This window comes from Kordiimonas marina, assembly GCF_023006325.1.
In the GTDB taxonomy this organism is placed as follows: domain Bacteria; phylum Pseudomonadota; class Alphaproteobacteria; order Sphingomonadales; family Kordiimonadaceae; genus Kordiimonas; species Kordiimonas marina.
The window spans coordinates 117269-136587 of record NZ_JAINDF010000002.1 but is presented as its reverse complement, the minus strand read 5'-3'; the positions used below and the strand labels follow the sequence as shown (position 1 = coordinate 136587).

General features: G+C 60.4%; 19 protein-coding genes and 2 tRNA genes. 6 read left to right on the top strand and 15 right to left on the bottom strand.

Annotation, left to right across the window (positions count from 1 at the left end; translation table 11 throughout):
• Window positions 1–8: 8 nt before the first annotated feature.
• Together K6118_RS03685 and K6118_RS03680 are read right to left on the bottom strand one after the other, a co-directional pair.
• Window positions 9–953 carry a tetratricopeptide repeat protein gene (locus tag K6118_RS03685; RefSeq protein ID WP_247118867.1) on the bottom strand — a complete coding sequence of 315 codons (945 nt, stop codon included), beginning with the start codon at window positions 951–953 and terminating at the stop codon, window positions 9–11.
• Between the two features lie 140 nt (window positions 954–1093).
• Complete coding sequence (locus K6118_RS03680; RefSeq protein ID WP_247118866.1) at window positions 1094–1609, bottom strand: prolyl-tRNA synthetase associated domain-containing protein; 516 nt, start codon at window positions 1607–1609, stop codon at window positions 1094–1096.
• A gap of 175 nt (window positions 1610–1784) precedes the next feature.
• Here K6118_RS03680 and K6118_RS03675 point away from each other — a divergent pair.
• Window positions 1785–1859 (top strand) — tRNA-Gly (locus K6118_RS03675).
• 203 nt (window positions 1860–2062) lie between these two features.
• Here K6118_RS03675 and K6118_RS03670 read toward each other — a convergent pair.
• Both K6118_RS03670 and K6118_RS03665 read right to left on the bottom strand, forming a co-directional pair.
• Window positions 2063–2139 (bottom strand) — tRNA-Arg (locus tag K6118_RS03670).
• Between the two features lie 89 nt (window positions 2140–2228).
• Window positions 2229–2807: a hypothetical protein gene (locus K6118_RS03665; RefSeq protein WP_247118865.1), complete on the bottom strand. Its 579-nt coding sequence runs from the start codon at window positions 2805–2807 to the stop codon at window positions 2229–2231.
• Window positions 2808–2865: 58 nt separating this feature from the next.
• Here K6118_RS03665 and K6118_RS03660 point away from each other — a divergent pair, with 58 nt between their 5' ends.
• Window positions 2866–3426 carry a Crp/Fnr family transcriptional regulator gene (locus K6118_RS03660; protein WP_247118864.1) on the top strand — a complete coding sequence of 187 codons (561 nt, stop codon included), beginning with the start codon at window positions 2866–2868 and terminating at the stop codon, window positions 3424–3426.
• 33 nt (window positions 3427–3459) lie between these two features.
• Here K6118_RS03660 and K6118_RS03655 read toward each other — a convergent pair whose 3' ends face one another.
• Window positions 3460–4227, bottom strand: a complete 768-nt coding sequence (locus K6118_RS03655) for an alpha/beta fold hydrolase (RefSeq protein WP_247118863.1) — start codon at window positions 4225–4227, stop codon at window positions 3460–3462.
• A 282-nt stretch (window positions 4228–4509) separates the two neighbouring features.
• Here K6118_RS03655 and K6118_RS03650 point away from each other — a divergent pair, with 282 nt between their 5' ends.
• Window positions 4510–6060 (top strand): sensor histidine kinase, encoded by a 1551-nt coding sequence (locus tag K6118_RS03650; RefSeq protein WP_247118862.1) that lies wholly within the window; start codon window positions 4510–4512, stop codon window positions 6058–6060.
• 15 nt (window positions 6061–6075) lie between these two features.
• On the opposite strand, the gene K6118_RS03645 is transcribed toward K6118_RS03650, so the two are convergent.
• On the bottom strand, window positions 6076–6822 hold the full coding sequence (locus K6118_RS03645; protein ID WP_247118861.1) for a sulfotransferase-like domain-containing protein: 747 nt from the start codon (window positions 6820–6822) through the stop codon (window positions 6076–6078).
• Complete coding sequence (locus K6118_RS03640; RefSeq protein ID WP_247118860.1) at window positions 6819–7754, bottom strand: aminotransferase class IV; 936 nt, start codon at window positions 7752–7754, stop codon at window positions 6819–6821. The genes K6118_RS03645 and K6118_RS03640 overlap by 4 nt, the downstream gene beginning before the upstream one ends.
• Before the next feature lie 53 nt (window positions 7755–7807).
• Here K6118_RS03640 and K6118_RS03635 point away from each other — a divergent pair, with 53 nt between their 5' ends.
• Window positions 7808–8623 carry a thermonuclease family protein gene (locus K6118_RS03635; protein WP_247118859.1) on the top strand — a complete coding sequence of 272 codons (816 nt, stop codon included), beginning with the start codon at window positions 7808–7810 and terminating at the stop codon, window positions 8621–8623.
• Window positions 8624–8626: 3 nt separating this feature from the next.
• Here K6118_RS03635 and K6118_RS03630 read toward each other — a convergent pair whose 3' ends face one another.
• The 6 genes from K6118_RS03630 to fdxA form a co-directional block, all read right to left on the bottom strand.
• Window positions 8627–9508 carry an RNA polymerase factor sigma-32 gene (locus tag K6118_RS03630; protein WP_247118858.1) on the bottom strand — a complete coding sequence of 294 codons (882 nt, stop codon included), beginning with the start codon at window positions 9506–9508 and terminating at the stop codon, window positions 8627–8629.
• 215 nt (window positions 9509–9723) lie between these two features.
• Complete coding sequence (locus tag K6118_RS03625) at window positions 9724–10152, bottom strand: hypothetical protein (protein ID WP_247118857.1); 429 nt, start codon at window positions 10150–10152, stop codon at window positions 9724–9726.
• An 8-nt stretch (window positions 10153–10160) separates the two neighbouring features.
• Window positions 10161–10481, bottom strand: coding sequence for an STAS-like domain-containing protein (locus K6118_RS03620; RefSeq protein WP_247118856.1), 321 nt, complete (start codon window positions 10479–10481; stop codon window positions 10161–10163).
• A 23-nt stretch (window positions 10482–10504) separates the two neighbouring features.
• The gene (locus tag K6118_RS03615; RefSeq protein WP_247118855.1) at window positions 10505–11821 is read right to left on the bottom strand and encodes an ATP-binding protein; all 1317 of its coding nucleotides are present in this window, start codon (window positions 11819–11821) and stop codon (window positions 10505–10507) included.
• A 167-nt stretch (window positions 11822–11988) separates the two neighbouring features.
• A complete protein-coding gene (locus K6118_RS03610; RefSeq protein WP_247118854.1) occupies window positions 11989–12489 on the bottom strand; it encodes a CarD family transcriptional regulator in 501 nt (166 codons plus the stop codon).
• A gap of 538 nt (window positions 12490–13027) precedes the next feature.
• Window positions 13028–13363: a ferredoxin FdxA gene (gene fdxA / locus K6118_RS03605; protein WP_247118853.1), complete on the bottom strand. Its 336-nt coding sequence runs from the start codon at window positions 13361–13363 to the stop codon at window positions 13028–13030.
• A 230-nt stretch (window positions 13364–13593) separates the two neighbouring features.
• Here fdxA and K6118_RS03600 point away from each other — a divergent pair, with 230 nt between their 5' ends.
• Window positions 13594–13959, top strand: coding sequence for a hypothetical protein (locus tag K6118_RS03600; protein WP_247118852.1), 366 nt, complete (start codon window positions 13594–13596; stop codon window positions 13957–13959).
• A gap of 16 nt (window positions 13960–13975) precedes the next feature.
• On the opposite strand, the gene K6118_RS03595 is transcribed toward K6118_RS03600, so the two are convergent.
• Window positions 13976–14431, bottom strand: a complete 456-nt coding sequence (locus tag K6118_RS03595) for an RNA-binding S4 domain-containing protein (RefSeq protein WP_247118851.1) — start codon at window positions 14429–14431, stop codon at window positions 13976–13978.
• Window positions 14432–14434: 3 nt separating this feature from the next.
• On the bottom strand, window positions 14435–17455 hold the full coding sequence (locus K6118_RS03590) for a helicase-related protein (protein WP_247118850.1): 3021 nt from the start codon (window positions 17453–17455) through the stop codon (window positions 14435–14437).
• 120 nt (window positions 17456–17575) lie between these two features.
• Here K6118_RS03590 and K6118_RS03585 point away from each other — a divergent pair, with 120 nt between their 5' ends.
• Window positions 17576–19318: an amidase gene (locus tag K6118_RS03585; protein WP_247118849.1), complete on the top strand. Its 1743-nt coding sequence runs from the start codon at window positions 17576–17578 to the stop codon at window positions 19316–19318.
• Window position 19319 lies beyond the last annotated feature (1 nt).

Genomic DNA, 19319 nt, shown 5'->3' with positions numbered 1-19319 from the left:
CCCCGGCCTCAACTGAACAGAACCGACGACAGGCGCCGGCGGTATTTGACCGTGAACGGATCGGTGGGCCCGGCGGCTTCGAACAGCTTCAGAAGCTGCTTGCGCGCGGCATCGTCCTGCCACTCGCGGTCCCGCATGATGATGCCGAGAAGCGCATCGGCGGCACCGTCCATGTTGCCGCGCGCGGCTTCCGCCAGCGACAGGTCATAGCGCGCCTGATGGTTCTGCGGGTCCTCGGCGATCATGGCTTCATATTCGACCGGGGAGGCGAGGCCCTTGGCCTGCTCGGCGAGCTCCAGCACCGTCTTGATGCCGCTCACGCGGTCGGCCAGTTTCGCGTCCTTGAGGGCGTCTTCCGGCACCTGGTTCAGAATTTCCTGAACCTGATCGGCCTTGCCCAGCTTGACCGCTGCATCAGCGAGCCCGACGAGCGCGCCGGCGTTTTTGTCATCGTGTCCGAGGATCTGCTGGTAAATCTGCACCGCCTGCATGGCTTCGCCCGCGGCCAGAAGCTCGTCGGCGTGGGCAAGCGCTTCGGCGATCATCGCCTCATCGTCATTGGCGGGTGCGCCGCCTTCGCCCGCCAGCTTAGTCAGGCGGTCAATAAACACATTCAGCTGGCTTGGCGGGATAGCGCCCTGGAAGCCGTCCACCGGCTGGCCCTGCCAGAAGGCGAGCACCGTCGGCAGGCTTTGAACCTGCAGCTGGCCGCACAGCGCCTGGTTTTCATCGGCGTTGACCTTGACGAGCCGGACCTTGCCGCCCGCCGCCTTCACCGCGGCTTCCAAAGCCGGCATCAGCTGCTTGCACGGCCCGCACCAGTCGGCCCAGAAATCGACGATGACCGGCACCTCGCGTGAGGCGACAATCACATCCTCGCCAAAGCTTTTGAGGTCGGCCGATTTTATCAGGTCTTCGGTGGCGCCAGCGCCGCCTGCGATCATGTCAGTCATGGTCTTTAATGCTCTTATACTTTTGGGGCCCGATTCCCCCCGACCATAGGACGGGGAGCCCCCTCTTGCCAATGAAGATTCTCCGCTAAGATTCTCAGCGAAGATTCTCTGCGAAGATTCTCAGCCGGGCGGCCGCTGGGTCAGGCGTCCATATCGACGATCAGCGGTTCATAGCCGCAGGCCCGGATAAAACGCAACAGGTCATCCGGCGCAATCGCGGTGGTCGCGGCATTATGAAGCGGGTGATAATGAAGCAGCGCGTGGCCGAGCATCGCGGCATCGAGCACGACCATCAGCGGCGGTTCACCCCCGTCCGTCACCCGCGCGTTGACAAGCGCGAACGGCGTGACCGAGCCGGGCACCACGCCGAGCATGGCCTTCAGGCTGTCGGCGCTTCCGAACGACAGACGGCCAAGGCCGGTCTGTTCCGCAAGCCCCGCCAGATCGACCCGGCGGTTTTCATCGACCACGATCAGCGCCCGGCGTTTTTTCTTGTCGCGCACGAACAGGCATTTGCAGTGACCGCCCGCAAGCTCGCCCCTGTGCTCCTGCGCTTCCTCCACCGTGAAGACGGGCTCGTGGCGCACAGTTTCGGTCTCGATTCCAAGGTCTTGGAGGAAAGCCATCAGGTCGGCTTCGGTCGCGGGTGATTCCATAAACAAGGGTCCTTTCGGGCACCGGAATAAGGCACGCAAAATGCGTGAAATTAATTATTTATCATACAGTTACCCGAAAAATACAAAAATGTAAAAAAACCCCTTGCAAAGGAAAGGCGGTTGGCTATTATCCCGCCACGCAAGCGGTACTGACCGCAAGCGATACGCTGATTGAGCGGGCGTAGCTCAGGGGTAGAGCATAACCTTGCCAAGGTTAGGGTCGTGAGTTCGAATCTCATCGCCCGCTCCATTCTCCCTCCGGGGGAGAAAACAAAGCCACCGATAACGGTGGCTTTTTGTTTTTCCGGCCCTTCCCAAAATGCCGTTTCAGGAAAAACCTCGCCATGTTCCGCTTGGATAGCTAAAGAGCTCTCCCAACCCAAAACTGCGGACATAGGGCGGACATGAAAAAAGAGGTCAGCGCCATCATGGCACATAACCTCTTGAAATCATTGGTGACCCCGACTGGATTCGAACCAGTGGCCCTCAGATTAGGAATCTGATGCTCTATCCAGCTGAGCTACGGGGCCAGACCAGAAAACCGCGTGCCTTGTATCATAGCCCCAAGGGGTGATCAATCCGCCCGATACGTTTTGTGCCCGCCTGCCGGTGGGTTCGTTCATTTATGCGGCGCCATACCGGTGGCGATCATCAGGTGATGATGCTGATGGTGCATCCCGCTCGCCATGACACCGATGAAACCTAGCCCCCTGAGTTTTTCAAGGTCTGCCGCAGTCGGCACCGTAACAGTCAAGGTCGCGCCATCAGGGGTCGTCTTGGCGGCGAACGACCATCCGTGCCACCCGTTCATGGTTTTTGCATGGGCCAGGACCATCCGCTGGACCGAGCCCCGAACCGCCCCTTGGCCGGTGATAGTGAACTGCATCCCATGCGCAATAGGGGTCGCTGTGGACTGCGCATAGAGCGTCACATTGTTCATGTCGACGAGGTGACGCCTGAGCGCCTCGATGTTGACTTTCGACCAGTCAGTATCCGGGTCCGCGTTAAGGATGGAAACAATTTCCTGGATGGCCGCGAACGCCGCCTGTCCCGTCTCCTTGGGCTCGGCAGAGGTCGGCATATCCATCATCCCAGATTCGCCATGGTGCATCATGGCTGCAGGGTGTGAGGCAGGCTGCTGCGCGCTCGCGGCCCCCGAAGCCCACAGGAGGGTGGCGGCAAGAAGATATCTGATCATCGGGAGATCCTCATTTGATATAATTTTTGCAGCTTGCCACAGGACCGGGTCACAAGACATGATATTGATCATGTTACATGACATTATCCCCTCCCTTCTTTCCATGCAGGACCGAGAGCTGTCCCTGGCCCCTGACCAATGCCTGTTCCGTCAGGGGGAGGCTGCAGGCGCCTTGCATGTGGTGCTGACCGGTCAGCTGAATTTGGTCCGCCGTCAAGAAGATGGCAGCACGCTTATCCTGCAACGACCGGGCCCGGGTGAAATTCTGGCCGAGGCGTCGCTGTTTTCGGCGCATTACCACTGTGACGGGGTCGCCACAACAGCCGCCAGCGTGGCGCATATTCCGAAACGGGCACTTCTCGGACGCTTTCGCGCCGACCCGGACTTCGCCGAGGGGCTGACGGCCCATCTGGCGAGAACTGTGCAGAATGCCCGCCTCCGCAGTGAGATACTCTCGCTGAGAACGGTGTCGGCACGGCTGGATACCTGGCAGGGCTGGTACGGTCAGTTGCCCCCGAAAGGGGAGTGGAGGCAGCTAGCCGATGAGATCGGCGTCAGCCCCGAGGCGCTTTATCGCGAAATGGCCAAACGGCAAAAGCGAGTGGATACCACTCCGTAGATAGAGTGAGGCGGGCTAAACCGTCTGTGCGGTTTAGCCGAGCGCGGCCTTGATGGCGGCGGCAAGGCCCGCCGGGTTTTCCCACGCCATCGAATGGCCGGCGTCCGCCACGACCTGAACGCCGACGCCCGCGTCTTTCATGCGCTGCATGTCCGGGTCCGGCAGCGATCGTTCGCCGAAAATCATGGTCCGGCGGGACGTCAGGCCAAACAGCCTGTCGCGCCAAAGCGGGTCGCTGCCCGCGACCAGGGATGCCGCCCCACGGTGGACGGCATAGGGCGCACTCACCGCCATCGACCTCGCCCAGATATCATTGCCGTCGGCAGCCGCGGCCTGCACCAGATTGTCATGGCCGTGCGCGACATAGTCTGCTTCGGCCATACCTGCCACCTGGCGGCTGAACGTGCCACCACCGCCTTCGAGATTGGGTTCCCCCAACATCAGATGGTCGACGATAGCCCCCAGCCGGTACGCGGTTTCAATCGCGATCGTGCCGCCCATGCTGTGGCCGAACAGGTCTATTTTTTCGACCCCCAGATGCCGGATGAAAACCGCCATCAGGTCGGCCTGGGCGTCAACCGTATAGGCGAAGCTTTCCGGCCTGTCGCTGAAGCCGGAGCCCAGAAAATCCACGAGCAGTATCCGGCGGCCGCGCAGGCGCTCATCGGCCGCCACGGCCGGATAGTCGCAAGACGACGCGCAGCCAAGGCCATGGAAGAAAATCAGCGGTATGCCGTCCCCCGGCAGATCGTGATATCTGAGCCGACCATCGTGCTTTGCTGAATAAAATGATCTCATCATATCCTCGCTTTTTTTCACGGCATTTTTTTAAGAGCGATTCGAAGGGTGGGGAAAGGTCTGGAATCTGCAAGCACCGCCACCCCCGGAAACTACGTCCGGTTTTTTCGGCTCAATCCATAAGGGAACGCACAAATGCCTGCAAGTGATCCCGGTGCAGGCATCGTCTCTTTTGGGGCAAAAAGTGCATTTCCAACCGATTCCCTCACTTTCACCCATGAATATTACCGAACATTAATCTTTAGTCTGTCATATGAATGCTGGTGGGTCGGATTGAGGCATTGGATGTATTTCCGCAAACTTATAACCCCTGTAATTATCGCGGTGGCCGTCAGCATCGTGGCGTTCGTCGGTTTCGGCTTCATCGCCGCCAAAAGCCGTGACGCGGAGTCCTTTTCGGCCGAGCGCAAAGTGGTCGGCCGCACCATCACCGCATACCGCGAACAGCTTGCCGTCCTCGCCGAAGACAATGCCTGGTGGGATGTAGCGATTGAACATATCCTCCTCAAGGAAGATATCGCCTGGATCGACGCCACCCTGGGTGAAAGTGTCGACGGCATCAAACAGGTGCAGGGGGTTATTGTCCTCCGGCCTGACGCCAGCGTGATCTATAGCCGGTTCGATGCAGGCCTGCCCGCCCCGCACCTGATTGTCGATGCGGTCCTGAGCCGCCTGCCTGCCATCATGCCCAAGACGAACGGCCATACACCGTCTACCGTGTCCGGGCTTGCCCGGGTCCAGGGCGACCTGCTCGCCTTCGGGGCCAGCCGCCTCACCCAAACCGGCGCCATCGATTTCAAGAACAGCTTGCCGGAGAAGCGGCCGCTGATTGTGTTCCTCGGTCACATGACCCCAGCCATTCTCAAAGAGCTGGGCGATAACAACGCTATTCAACACCTGCGATTCAGCGCCCCCGGCACCGATAAGGGAAAGGCCATGCTCGCCGCCTATGACCCGTTCGGGGCAGCGCTGGGCGGTTTCACCTGGCGGGCGAGCCGGCCAGGGATGCAGCTTGTCAGGGATATGGCCGTGCCGGCGCTCGCGCTTCTGCTCGTGGTGGTGATGTCGCTCGGCTATTTCTTTCGCCGCGCCAGCAAGATGGTTGACCAACTGGCGCAAGCCGACCGGGCCAAGTCCGCCTTTCTTGCGTCCATGAGCCATGAAATCCGTACGCCGCTCAACGCCATCATCGGCTTTACCGAGCTGGTCTCGCTGGAGCTTTACGGCAAGGTGGAAGGCAAGAAGAACAAGGAATATCTGAAGCTGATCCGCGATAGCGGCCAGCATCTTCTGACCATCATCAACGATATTCTGGACATCTCCAAGCTGGAGGCCGGGCGCTATGACATCTATGCCGAAACCGTGAACCCGGCCGAGGAAGTCGCCGCCTGCCTGAAGATCGTCGCCTCCAACGCTATCGAACGCAACGTGACCCTCGTGAACGAATGCGAAGACGGCAGCATCAAAAGCGACGCCCGCATCATCCGCCAGGTGGTGCTCAATATCCTGTCGAACGCGGTGAAATTCACCGGCTCCGGCGGACAGGTGACGATCGCTGGCCACCCGGCGGAAGACGGCTATGTCATCACGGTCCGGGACACCGGCATCGGCATGAGCCGAAAGGATATCGAGATCGCCATGAGCCTGTTCGGCCAGATCCAGAGCGACTATGCCCGCAGCCATGCCGGCACCGGGCTCGGCCTGCCGCTCGTCCACCGCTTCATGACGCTCCTCGACGGCAGCATGGACATCCAGTCCACGCCGGGCGAAGGCACCTGCATCACCCTCACCTTCCCCTGTAACATGCGGGAAAAGAACCTGCCGGACGTCCCCTGACGCCCCTGCGGAGCGTCAGCCGAGGCGGTATTGCGCCAGGTCGTCATAATAGGGCTGGGCGGCGTCGGCGATTCTTTGCAGCCGGGCATCAAGCGTGGGCGCGGGGCCTTCGGGCGGCGCCATGAAACCGGTCGAACGTTCGACGCTTTCGTACCACCAGGGCGCCCACACGCCGTCACTGTCGCGCTTGCCCGCGGGCCAGGACAGCATCGCCGGGTCGAACGGGATGCCGAGCGCCGCGCACAGCGCCGAAAGCTGACCTTCCGGGTCCTCAAGCACGGCGCGGCTGTCCACCACTGGCGGCGCGCTGCCGAGCCGGTCGGACACCCACCCAAATAGATCGGAAAGCTGCGGCAGGCCGAGATCCTCGAGCGTGACTTCCTCGCGGGTTTTGACATAGCTCGCCAGCATGCGCGCGGGTTCGCGGATCAGGAAAGCGTGGGTCAGCCCCGCCATCCAGTCGCGCCCCATGCCGGGGAGCATATGGTGGCTCATATGCTTCTGGTAGAAGACGGATTTGCCCGCAGGGACAGGCCCGGTGAGCTGATCCGCCACCGTGCGCCAGTCGGTCGACTGGGAGGCGAGCACGGCGTCGCGGCCCGGATGGTCGATGCCGGTCTCCTTGAGGAAAGTGGCGTAGAAAGGCTCATCGACCACCACCGTGTCGGGCCGGTTTTCGAACGAGCGCATCATCGCGGTCGAGATATTGCGCGGCCCCGACCACATGGCGATGCGGGTGACGCCGTCGGCTCCCGCACTCATTGGCCGCGCCCTTTCGCGACCTCGGCTTCGATCGCCGCACGGTACAGCGTGCGCAGGCGCGTGACCATCGGCCCCGGTATCGCGGGGCTGTCCTCGCCCAGCACCCGGCCGTCTACCTCGCTCACGGGCACCAGCCCCGCGAAGGTGCCGGTGACGAACGCTTCATCGGCACCGTAGACATCGGTGAGGCTGAAGTCCTTCTCCCGCACCGTTATCCCGGCTGCGCGCGCGACTTCGATCACCATCTGCCGGGTGATGCCGCCGAGGCAGTATTTCCCGGTCGAGGTCCAGACCTCACCGTCGCGCACGATGAAAAAGTGGGTCGAGTTGCAGGTGGCGACAAAGCCGTGCGGATCCAGCATCAGCGCCTCGTCCGCACCCGCCTTTGCGGCCTGGATGCAGGCGGTGATGCAGTTGAGCTTGGAATGGCTGTTGAGCTTGGGGTCCTGCACGTCCGGCGCGCCCCGGCGCACATGCACGGTGAAGAGCCGCATGCCCGCCTCGGTCTCGCTCGCCTTCGGGGTCTTATATTCCGGGATGATGACGATGGTCGGCGGCGTCACCGTGATGCGCGGGTCCTGGTACGGGGTCGCCTTGATGCCGCGGGTGACCATCAGCCGGATATGGACGCCGTCATGCATGCCGTTGGCCTCGATGGTCTCATAAATCCGCGCGACAAGCTCGGCTTTCGTCAGGCCGATATCCATGTCGATCGCCTTGGCGCCCTCGTACAAGCGCTTCATGTGACGGTCGAGGAAGACGAGCACGCCGTCATGCAGCCTGAGGCCCTCCCACACGCCATCGCCGAGGATATAGCCGCTGTCGAACACCGACACCTTGGCCTCCTCACGCGGGTAAAGCGTGCCGCTGATGTTGATCAGGATATCGCGGTTGCGCGGGTCGTCGACATAATCATGGGTACCGTGGGCCACAGGGGGTCGCCTTTCTTGTCAAACAGTCTTGTTCGTGAATAGCATGGCACAGGATGCGGACGAAATTCCATAAAGCGGCGCTGATGGCGCTCATGACCCTGGCGCATACTTTCGCGGCGGGGGCCACGCCCCTGCCCGAGGACCTGAGCGCGTGCGGGCAGGCGACGGTCACCCGCGTGCTCGACGGCGCGCGTTTCACCGCGAAGGACGGCAACACCGTGCGGCTCGCGATGGTCAAGGCGCCGGAGCTGTGGGGGAAGGGCGCTGCCTATAAAAGCTGGCCCTATGCCCGTGAGGCGCGGGACGCGCTGGCAAAGCTCATCAAGGGCCAGACCCTCACGCTCGCGTGCGAGGGCAAACAGACGGACCGGCTGGGCGAAAGGGTCGCGGCCGTGGTCCTGCCGGACGGCAGCTGGCTGCAGGAAAAGCTGGTGGCGATGGGCGCGGTGCTGGTGTTCCCCAGCCCCCGCCGTCACGCCGGGCTCACCGCGCTTTATAAGGCCGAGGATGCCGCGCGGGCGAAGCGCCTCGGGCTGTGGCGCTATAAGAGCTTCCGCGCCGTGCCCGCGAAGCCCGGCAACGTGAGGCCCGGCTGGTTCCAGATCGTCCGCGGCAAAGTGACGGGGGCCACGCGGGTCGGCGACACCGTCTATCTGAATTTCGGCCCCACCTGGCGCAGCGACGTCACCGCGGAAATCCCCGTGCGTGCCCTGCGTACCTTCCGCGCTCAAGGCCTCGACCCGCTCACCCTCACCGGGGCGACGGTCGAGCTGCGCGGGTTCGTGGACCAAAAAAGCGGCCCGCGCCTGATAGTCCCAGGCCCGGGCCGCCTCCGTGTTCTGGAGAGAACAAATTCTAAAGCGCGTTAGCCCTTAACCGTGCGCGAGACCGGCCGAGACCGGGTCCCCCACCGTCTGCACCAGCGCATCCTTCAGTTTGCCGAGCGCCTGCACCTCAAGCTGGCGCACCCGCTCCTTCGAGATGCCGAGCTGGTTGCCGAGCACGGCGAGGGTCACGCCCTCATCCTTCAGCTGGCGTTCGCGGATGATGAAGCTTTCGCGTTCGGTGAGGTGGGTCATGGCTTCGGCCAGAAGCTGGGCCTTCCTGTCACCGTCATGATGTTCCATGCACACCTGTTCGGGCGCCGGGCCGTCACTGATGAGCAGGTCCTGCCATTCCTGCGCCGATTCGTCGGCCACCGGCGCATTGAGCGAACGGTCAACGCCGGTCAGGCGGCCTTCCATGGCCTCGACGTCACACAGCCGCACGCCCATTTCATCCGCGATCTGGTTGCGGGCGGTGAAGCTGAGCGGCCGGTCCGGGTCCACGCCCATGCGGGCCTTCAGGCGCTTCAAATTAAAGAAGAGCGCCTTGTGCGCGCTGGTCGTGCCCGTGCGGACGATCGACCAATTGCGGAGGACATAATCCTGCACCGCGGCGCGCACCCACCAGGAGGCATAGGTGGAGAAGCGGACATCGCGCTCGGGCTCGAACCGGAAGGCGGCTTCCATCAGCCCGACGGAGCCTTCCTGGATGAGGTCGGCGGTCTGCAGGCCATAATGGCGGTAGCGGCTGGCCGCGGCGACGGCGAGGCGCAGGTGTGCTTCGGTGAGTTTTTTGAGCGCGTGTTCATCACGCTCCTGCTGCCAGGCGATGGCAAGCTCGGATTCTTCGGCGCGGTCCAGCATCGGCGCGCGCATGGCAAAGCGAATGAGACGACGGTCGTCGCCCGTAGCCCAATTAAGCCGGGACATCCCTTCCCTCCCGTTTTAATGACCTTGATTAATGCATGGCATTACTCGTTCAGTCTGTCAAGAGAGCAGCGACGATTTTGTGAAGCCGAGAGATGAAAAAAAGCGATTGGGGTGGGGGGTGAGGGGGGACGTTTTGCGTAAGACAAGAAATCGGCGCCCCGAAGGCTGCCCTGGCTAGTGGTTTAAGAATATCCGCTTAATAGAGCAACTCGGAGCTATAACAGCTTCCTACCGTCCCTTACCGCCTGGTCAAGATTCTGGCGGCTATTATATATTCTGTCTAATTTGGAAATGTTAGGGGCATGAGGACGCTGCTCAAATGTCCCGTCAGTGATCGCTTGTTTGAAAGCAATATATTGAATTTGTGCTTTAGGCCTGAACGAAAAATAGTTGTTTGCGAGCTGCTCAATCTCTAGCGAAATTCTGGACAAACAATTCTTGAGCTTAATTTCCATAGCTAGGGCATCTGGATCCGGATGCTCTTTTTGCCAGTAGACCTCGCCAAGGTTCTCCGTCGCGTCAATCAAATTAATTACGTCTTCAATTCTCTTGGTCAGTTCCGACCTACGAACAGCCCAAATTGCGCAAGGAATTCCAAGTACGGCTATAACAATTGTAATTATGTTCGAAGCATCAAACGTCATGATGCACGCTACTTAGACTGAGCTTCAAGAATATATTGTTGAATTTCAGGGACTAGGTTCGCATCTATGGTTTCAAAATCTAAAAGCGTTGATAATAATTTAGCCGAAAAACCTTCCTCTCGAACAAGCCCCCCAAAGGCTTCTTCTAAAAATGAAGAGCCGTAGCCTTCGGCAGTATCAAGCTTTATGAGGATGTGCCTGTTTTCTTTCAGAGCTGGCACAAGAAAGTCTTTTCGGAAACGCTCGCCGCTATTGGGCCCATCCGAAAGATTGCGCCCCGCTGGAGCAACAGAAAAATCTTTTCCGACATCAATTATAACGGTGTCCATACTGATTCCGGTTCATTTGGTTTCTAAATCATAAAGTCCCATTGTATCAGCGTACCACCTAATGATTTTGAGTGGTTTTTCAAGGTCACGTCAGTTTCTGAAGTATACTGGTAGTGACCTGCACCGCTGACAATACGCAAACGTCCCTCTCCAAGTTTGTCAATCAAGGCACGGATATCAGGCAACCCCTTACCTCGATACGGCATTCCTGTTTGGCTTCTTCCCATTTCCATAGCAGCTCGAATCATCGACGCGTCATCTTGAGTAAGCCCTAGCTTCGCTAGGAAGCCTTGGATCTGTTCCCAGCCAAACCTACGTGGAAGCGTTTTTGCAATCCCAACACCCTGATCAAAGAACATAACCGTCATGCGTCTCTGATCCCTACGAAATGACCCAGACATCCACCACCGATCAGGTAGGCATGAAACGCTGTTTCTAATTTCGTCAGGGTAGGCGTGCTTTAAAACGTTCGTCATAGCCTCAGAGATTGAACGATATAGTCCTCCACGTTCAGGCATACCCTCTCCCGCGAGCTCTTCCAGCTTCTGCCTAAGGGAGATCGCCAGTTCTCCTACCACTTTATCTGAAGATGTAAATTCTAAGAACTCCGAAATAACGCCGTCTGGGGCCGCATCAACCTCTGAAAGTTCATCCGTCGGGGCGTTGGACACATTTAATACATTGAAAAAGCCCATTTGTTTAAGTAGGTGGCGAATTTTTGTGTCCCATTTTTCAAGGTCGACAGCCTTAGGGCGAAACTTGAATAGTTTCCGCCATCGATCAATTTCCGCAACTAACACAAGAGCCGCCCCAGGGCTGACATGTTTCAACGTTGTAAAATCCAATTGAAGGGGACAGCGATCCTCGAAGATGCACTTCCTAAAATCATGTAAAAAAGAAACTGTCTCTTCATAGTTATGACTAAGACTCAGCTGTGCTGGTAAAGCCAAATACTGCCGTTCATATTTCTCATAACGTAAGCGCCATCGTGAGCCCTCACGATAATTTGGATTTATATATTTGCGGATATTCTCCGTACGACGCCAATGTTTGTATGCCTGCGCACGCCGATGCAGCTTCTGGGCACGAATAGTATTCCGCTTTTTTTGAGCTGCCGTTCTCAGCTTCATATACGACTCAAATCCTTCTTCACTACCAATACCTGTGTCAGAGGATATTAATAATAGTATCGCAGGCAAACGAGAAGCAAAGCCAATTATGAAATCCCTTGGAAATGTTGTTATGAAATTCTGAGCGATAATGTGCCCACTTGTCTCCGAAGCTCTATTTTTAAGTTTATTAACCGGAAACATTGAGCCTGATATCTCAAACTTCATCACTTCAACTTTCTCTTATAATAACGCCCGACTTGAATGTGACGCTCATGCGTCAATGGCCGTGATCCAATATAAGAAAAAAGCCGTTAGTGACCGCTCCCCCCCCCAACAAAAAACCCGCCTCGGTGTGAGACGGGTTCTTTGATCGCTTCAGAAAATGGCGCGGCTTATTAAGCGGCCAGTTCCTTCTCCAGCTTCACCATCGCGGCGGCTTCGTCGATATCCTCGACCGCGGCGAGTTCGCGGGCCAGACGGCCGAGGGCGGCCTCATAGATCTGGCGTTCGCTGTAGGACTGCTCAGGCTGGTCGGCGCCGCGGTGCAGGTCCCGCACCACTTCGGCGATGGAGACCAGGTCCCCCGAGTTGATCTTGGCTTCATATTCCTGGGCCCGGCGGCTCCACATCGTGCGCTTGATCTTGGCCTTGCCCTTGAGGGTCGTGAAGGCTTCCTTGAGCGTCGCGTCGGACGACAGGCGGCGCATACCGCTGACTTCCGCCTTGTTGGTCGGGACACGCAGGGTCATGCGTTCTTTTTCAAACCGGATAACGTAAAGCTCCAGCGCCAGCCCGGCGATTTCCTGCGTCTCCAGCTCGGTGATCCGGCCGACGCCATGCTTCGGGTATACGATGTAATCGCCAACGGCATAGGGATGCTTGTTCGATTTTGCCATGGTGGTCTTTTGTCCTTCTTAACTGTTAACGGACCCCCGGAGGGGCCTGACCTTGGCATCGGGTTGCGCGAAACCCCAGGGGCGCTTCCGCCGCCGGGGAGGACTGAGGGCAAGCTTCCCGGCCCGGTCCGTCACGAAACCCGTCAGGACAGGGAAACACGCTGTCCTGCGTTTCTTGTGCGCCAAAAAAATCCCTATGCCGCGCAGGACACATCGGGAGCTTTTTTCGCGTAAGATTTTATGGTGGTGCCAGCCACCCACGCACATGGCCCGTGCCACACAGGCCACGCCAATGGCTATTATATAGCACAAAAATTGTGTTTTTTACAGCATAAACCGCGCGTTTTTGGCTCTATTGCTTTGTTTCACGGTTTTTCACGGGTTCGGGGTGCCGCCCGGCCCCCACGAAAAAACCGGGCACATGGCCCGGTTCAGACGGATTCTCGACGGTATTTCAACGCCTAAGCGTGCTGCACGGACAGGCTGTAGCCGTGCGCGCAAGCGGCTTGGGCGGTAAGCGCCTGACTTAGTCGGTATCTTAGTCGCCTTGGCCCGGCTTGTCGGAGAAGAGGTCGGCTTTACCGTCCTTGCCCTTCCAGTCGTCGGCGTCGGCCGGCGGGTCGCGCTTGACGGTAATGTTCGGCCAGCTTTCGGAATATTTGGTGTTGATTTCCAGCCATTCCTCCAGGCCGTCCTCGGTATCCGGCAGGATGGCTTCGGCCGGGCACTCGGGCTCACACACGCCGCAGTCAATGCATTCGTTGGGGTTGATGACCAACATATTCTCGCCTTCGTAGAAGCAGTCGACCGGACAGACTTCAACGCAGTCGGTATATTTGCATTTGATGCAGGCTTCCGTGACGATATAGGTCATCGGGTGTCTCCCTTAACGTTCCGTGGGCAAAATACATGCATGTTTGAAAGGTTTTATGCCCAAAAGCGCGCGTGGGGGCAATGGATTTTATGCCGCAGCCGGGCAAAGAGTTTCTTAAGTGAACGAAGGTTGGGACTGTGCGGCGGGCTTGCGTGGGCGCGGGGGGACGGCCAATATAGGCTGAGGCAAGAACGCAGCTTTACCGACAACCCTGAAGGAGGCACATCCCCGTGGCAGATATCCTGCTCCATATTCTCGCGGTGGTCGCCGCCATGGCGGTATCGGCGGGCATCGCCCTGCCTGTTTTCGTGCAGCTATGGAAATGGCACCTGAGGTCGGAGTACCAGCCGGCAGGGTACGTCCTGTACATGGGCATTGCTTCAGCTCTGATCGGAATGGTCACGGTTCTGGTCCTGCCAACTACGATCAGCATATTGATTGAAAATACCCTGCCGGGACCGTTGGGCCGTGGCGCGATCGCAATTGCTTGCATCTCCGCCATACTTGTCACGGTTTCTGTGCCCTATTATCGCCAATACCGTGCGCTTCTGCGTGCCATGAACCATCGGCGGATGCTCCGCAGGAACCAGAGCTGAAAAGCGGGTTCGACTCTCAGTCCCAATCCTTCAGTTTATCGGTCGCGCGGCGTTCGGCCTTGGTCGGGCGGCCCGCGCCGCGGTCACGCGTGGCGACCGGCGCGGTCTTCATCGTTTCCGGGTCATCCGGCTTCAGGGGCGGCGGCGTCAGGTCATCATAAAGCGCCTGCGCTTCGGGCGCGGGACCCCGGCGCTCGCCGCACGCCAGCACGCGCACGGTGAGGATGCGGTCGCCCTGCGGGAAGGTCAGCACGTCGCCCGCGCCGACGCTCACGCTTGCCTTACTGACATGGCTACCGTTGAGGCGGATTGAGCGCGCGCGGCACACCCCGGCGGCCAGCGTGCGGGTCTTGAAAAAGCGCGCGTGCCACAGCCATTTGTCGAGGCGGATTTTAGCGTCTGATGGCGGGGAGGACGCAGCGGGGCTTGCCGCCCCGCTACTTTTGCTGCCTTTTCCGGTCTTACCCGGCATGGCTTACTTCTTCTTGGCGAGCTGGTCCTTGAGCCCCATCAGCGCCGCGAATGGCGAATCGGGGTCGACCGGCTTGTCCTTCTTCGGCGGACGCGCACTCATGGGGCGGGCACCGCCACGGTCGCCACGGTCGCCGCCCTTGCGGGCACCCGGCTTGCCTTTGCCACGGTCACCGCGCGGGGCACCGCCCTTCGCGTCCCGGCCACCCTTGCGCGGACGGCCAGCGCCTTCCGGGCGGGGTTTGCGGCGCGGGGCCCACTGGAAGACAAAACGGTCAACCAGCTCACCCTCGCCTGCTTCGGCGGGTACCTCAGCGGCAGCTTCTTCGGAGGCTTCGGCGGAGGCATCTACCGGAGTCTCAGCAGGCGTCTCGACCGGAGCTTCTGCCGGCGCTTCTGCCGATGCATCTGCCGGAGATTCTGCCGATGCTTCGGCGGGTGCCTCAGCGGCCGGTTCAGCGGTCTCGGCAGGCGCTTCGGAAGTCGTCTCAGCCGACGATTCTGCAACAGTTGCGGCCGCTTCTGTTGCATCTGCAACAGGCGCCTCTGCAACAGTTGCACCCTCTTCAGACGACTTTTCAGTCGTCTCAGCCTTCTTGGCGGCGGGGACCTGACGGACCTCGTGCTTATAGCCCGCGGCCTGCATCACGTCGGCGAAATCCTCACCCGACAGGCCGACGAGGCCCATGATTTCCGGAGTGACTTCGAACCATTCGCCGCCCTGGCCCAAGGGGCGCACGGCGTCGGCGAGACGCTCGAGCATGTCCGCGCGCACGGCCTTTTTACCGGCGATCTGGAAGCCCGCAAGCTCATAGAATTCCTTGGGTGCACCCTCCTGGATGTCGACCCAGACCATGCCCGGCGTCGGCAGGGCCGGCAGGCCTTCGCGCTTGCCTGCCATCGCCCACATCATCAGGCGCAGTTCGTTGGCGTGCGGCTTCAGAATGAGCGGGATATAAAGGCTGGAGGCCCCAATGCGGATGCCGAAGCGGCGCAGGCCCTTGCGCGCATCCTGGTCGAGCTGCTTGAGGTCTTCCGCCACAGCCGCGCGGCTGATGACGCCGTAATTTTCAACAAGCCGGTATGCAACACCACGTGCAAGCCCGCTCAAAGGCGCGGCACCCTCGGGGGCTTCGATGTCACCGTTGAGTTCCTGGGCCAGCTTGACCAGCGGCTCCATCTTCTCGGCGATGCGGGTATCGAGCCATTCCTGGGTCTTTTCGCGCACGAGGTCAGCGTTTTCACCGGTCAGCAGGGTCGAAGCGACCAGCTTCACCCTGGGTGCGAACAACGCGCCTGTGTCATGGACGGTCGCGATCGCCGCGCCTTCCCACAAGACCTTCGGCTTGTCGAGTCCTTCGGAAAAGTCGAAGGCCAGCGTCTTAAAGCCGACATTGGCAAACAGTTTGGCGCGCCGGGTCAGTTCAACCTGCAGGGCGCTTTCCGCAGCCGATTGCAGGGTCTTCCGTTCGTCGCCGCCAGCTTCCGGGTCTACGCGGAAGGAAAAACCTTGGAGTTCGCCGATCTCGTGTCCTTCGACCGAGACCTGGTTCGTTTCAGCATCGATGCTCACGCTGAGTTGGCCCCTTTGCCTGAGCGAGCGCATGAGGACAGCTGTACGCCTGTCCACAAAACGCTGGGTTAATCTTTCGTGCAACGCGTCGGACAGTTTGTCCTCGACACTGCGTGTTACATGCGCCCAATGGGCGGCATCCTCAAGCCAGCCTTTCCGGTGCGAGACGTACGTCCAGGTGCGGATGCTGGCAATTCGACCGGCCAAGGTATCTATGTCACCGTGGCAGTTGTCAAGGCGCTTCACCTGAGCCGCGACCCAGTCATGCGGGATCACACCCGCCGGACCCATCAGGTCAACGAAAATACGGCGAAGCAAGCCGACGTGATCTTCCCGGGAAAGTTTGCGGAAATCCGGAATTTGGCAAATATTCCAAAGCCTTTCGACCGCAGCCGGGTCTGTCGCGCGCTCAGCGATCTTCGGATCGGCCTTGAGCGCCTTGAGCGCCAGAAGGTCGACCGTATCGCGCACGCGGTGAAGGCCATCGATGGTCGCGGGCATCTCCAGCGAGCGTTCGAGCCGGGCAAGCGTGCCGAAATCGAGCCGGTGATTCCGCCAATAAAGCCGCTTCACCGCATCGAACTGATGCTCCTCAATCTGCGCCACCATCATCGGGTCCATCGGGTCACCGCCCGACAGAGTCGAGAAGGTGCCGTCCTTCTGGTAACGCCCGGCGCGGCCCGCGATCTGCGCGGCTTCAGCCGCGGTCAGGTCCCGGAATGTACGGCCGTCGAACTTGGTCAGCGATGAGAAGCCCACATGGGCGATATCCATATTGAGGCCCATGCCGATGGCGTCGGTGGCGACGAGATATTCCACCTCGCCCGACTGGTACATCTCCACCTGCGCGTTGCGCGTGCGCGGGGACAAAGCGCCCATGACGATGGCGGCACCGCCCTTTTGCCGGCGCATCAGCTCGGCGAGGCCATAAACATCGCTTGCCGAAAACCCGACGATCGCGCTCCGGCGCGGCAGGCGCGTGAGCTTCGTGGCCTTGGCGAAAGACAGGTTGGAAAAACGCTCCCGCCCGACAATTTCGACTTCCGGCACCAACCTTCGGATGATGCCCGCCATGGTGCTGGCGCCGAGGAACAGGGTTTCATGGCGGCCGCGGGTATTGAGAAGATGGTCGGTGAAAACATGGCCGCGCTGGGTATCCGCCGCCATCTGGATTTCATCGATGGCGACAAAGTCGGCCATGGTATGACGCGGCATGGCTTCGGCGGTGCAGAGGAAATAGCGCGCGCCTTCGGGCACGATGCGCTCCTCACCGGTCAAGAGGGCGACCTGGCGCTTGCCCTTGATGGCGACGACCTTGTCATAGACCTCGCGCGCGAGCAGTCTTAGCGGGAAGCCCATGACGCCCGAGGCGTAGCCCAGCATCCGCTCAACCGCATAGTGGGTCTTGCCCGTGTTGGTCGGCCCCAATACCGCCTTGATGATCCCCGCCATGGTACGCTCGTACTAAATTCCGTTACTCGTGTGGCCCTCTTCGCCTAATAGCGGTTTCCGGCGCCAAAAGGAAACCCTATAGTTAGGAACGTTCGTGGGAGAAAATAAGGGGGACGCGATATGTCCAATCTTTTGAACCGGCGCCAGATCCTGAAAGGCGCGGGGGCCGTCGGCGGTTTGGCCGCCACCGGAATCGTCAGCAGTGTCGCCGCGGGGGCACCCGCCAAAGCCGATGTTCCGATCAAAAGCCCGGAAGAGCTGAGCGTCGCCGAAAAGCTGATGGACGTCCATTATACCCCGGCTGAGCGCGCGCAGATTTTCGACACGCTCGAAGAAGCAGTCGACCGGATCCGCCTCCGCCGCGCCCACGTGAAACTGACAGAACATGACGTTCCGGCGCTGATCTTCGACCCGCGCCTGCCGGGCCGGACCTATGCCGCGCAGGAGAATAAGGTCACGCTCGCCGGGGGAAAACCGGGTGCGCTGCCCAAGCGCGATGAAGACATCGCCTTCGCGCCGCTGACCGCGCTCAGCCACTGGGTCCATACCGGGCAGATCACTTCGGCGCGGCTGACCGAGATTTACCTGAAGCGGATCGACCGATACGCCGGGGAGCTGGAATGCTTCGTCACCCTGACCGCCGACCTCGCCCGCGCCCAGGCCAAACAGGCAGACGCGGAATTGAAGGCGAGCCATGACCGGGGGCCGCTGCACGGCATCCCCTATGTGCTGAAGGACCTGTTCGACACCAAGGATATCCTGACCACCTGGGGCGCGGCCCCTTACCGCGACCGCGTGCCGAAGGATGACGCCGCTGTCACAAGCCGCCTGCGTGAGGCCGGTGCCGTCCTCCTGGGCAAAAGCACCATGGGGGCGCTGGCGTGGGGCGACAAATGGTTCGGCGGCGTCACCCGCAACCCCTGGAACCGGGATGAAGGCTCATCGGGCTCCAGCGCCGGGTCGGCCGCCGCCACCGCCGCCGGGCTATGCGGCTTTTCGATCGGGACGGAGACATACGGCTCCATCGTTTCGCCCTCCTCGCGCTGTGGCGTGACCGGGCTCAAGCCCAGCTTCGGCCGGGTGCCGCGCACCGGCGCGATGCCGCTATGCTGGTCGCTCGACAAGGTCGGCACCCTGTGCCGCGGGGTCGAGGACACGCCGCTGGTGATTGCGGCGCTCAATGGCCCGGACGGCAAGGACCCCTATGCCATAGACATGGGCTTCGCCTACGACGGCCCAGCCATGAAGGACGCCGACATCACCCTCGGCTACGACCCGGCCTGGTTCGAGGCGGAGGCAACAGACGCGGACCGCGCCGCGCTCAAGACGCTCAAGGGCCTCGGTTTCCGCTTCAAGAAGATCAGCCTGCCGGACCTGCCCTATAAAACCCTGCTGACCAACCTGGAAGTGGAAGCCGCCGCCGCGTTCGAAGAGCTGACGCTCTCCGACCGGGACGACCTGCTTGTGTCCCAGCAGACCAACGCTTGGCCGACGCTGTTCCGCGCCGCGCGCTTCCATTCGGCGGTCGAATCACTGCAGCTGGACCGCTTCCGCCGCCAGGTGATGGTAATGATGGCCGATATCTATAAGGATGTGGACGTCATCGTCTGCCCCAACTGGAACGACGATATCCTGGTGATCAGCAACTACACCGGCTACCCGAGCCTGACGCTGCCAACCGCCATGGAAAAGCGTGAGACCAAGCTGCTGACCGGCACCAAGGCCGACGGCCCACGCCCGATAAGGAGCGTACCGCACGCGATTACCCTGTGGGGCAACCTGTTCCGCGAAGACCAGCTTCTCGCGGTCGGACGCAAGCTTGAGGCCGCCGCCGGATTCGCGAAAAACCGGCCGGCTCTTTAGC

Excerpts from the sequence above, each read along its gene's own strand:
- K6118_RS03685 (WP_247118867.1), bottom strand. The coding sequence starts at position 953 with ATGACTGACATGATCGCAGGCGGCGCTGGCGCCACCGAAGACCTGATA.
- K6118_RS03680 (WP_247118866.1), bottom strand. The coding sequence starts at position 1,609 with ATGGAATCACCCGCGACCGAAGCCGACCTGATGGCTTTCCTCCAAGAC.
- K6118_RS03665 (WP_247118865.1), bottom strand. The coding sequence starts at position 2,807 with ATGATCAGATATCTTCTTGCCGCCACCCTCCTGTGGGCTTCGGGGGCC.
- K6118_RS03660 (WP_247118864.1), top strand. The coding sequence starts at position 2,866 with ATGATATTGATCATGTTACATGACATTATCCCCTCCCTTCTTTCCATG.
- K6118_RS03655 (WP_247118863.1), bottom strand. The coding sequence starts at position 4,227 with ATGATGAGATCATTTTATTCAGCAAAGCACGATGGTCGGCTCAGATAT.
- K6118_RS03650 (WP_247118862.1), top strand. The coding sequence starts at position 4,510 with ATGTATTTCCGCAAACTTATAACCCCTGTAATTATCGCGGTGGCCGTC.
- K6118_RS03645 (WP_247118861.1), bottom strand. The coding sequence starts at position 6,822 with ATGAGTGCGGGAGCCGACGGCGTCACCCGCATCGCCATGTGGTCGGGG.
- K6118_RS03635 (WP_247118859.1), top strand. The coding sequence starts at position 7,808 with ATGCGGACGAAATTCCATAAAGCGGCGCTGATGGCGCTCATGACCCTG.
- K6118_RS03630 (WP_247118858.1), bottom strand. The coding sequence starts at position 9,508 with ATGTCCCGGCTTAATTGGGCTACGGGCGACGACCGTCGTCTCATTCGC.
- K6118_RS03625 (WP_247118857.1), bottom strand. The coding sequence starts at position 10,152 with ATGACGTTTGATGCTTCGAACATAATTACAATTGTTATAGCCGTACTT.
- K6118_RS03620 (WP_247118856.1), bottom strand. The coding sequence starts at position 10,481 with ATGGACACCGTTATAATTGATGTCGGAAAAGATTTTTCTGTTGCTCCA.
- K6118_RS03610 (WP_247118854.1), bottom strand. The coding sequence starts at position 12,489 with ATGGCAAAATCGAACAAGCATCCCTATGCCGTTGGCGATTACATCGTA.
- fdxA (WP_247118853.1), bottom strand. The coding sequence starts at position 13,363 with ATGACCTATATCGTCACGGAAGCCTGCATCAAATGCAAATATACCGAC.
- K6118_RS03595 (WP_247118851.1), bottom strand. The coding sequence starts at position 14,431 with ATGCCGGGTAAGACCGGAAAAGGCAGCAAAAGTAGCGGGGCGGCAAGC.
- K6118_RS03590 (WP_247118850.1), bottom strand. The coding sequence starts at position 17,455 with ATGGCGGGGATCATCAAGGCGGTATTGGGGCCGACCAACACGGGCAAG.
- K6118_RS03585 (WP_247118849.1), top strand. The coding sequence starts at position 17,576 with ATGTCCAATCTTTTGAACCGGCGCCAGATCCTGAAAGGCGCGGGGGCC.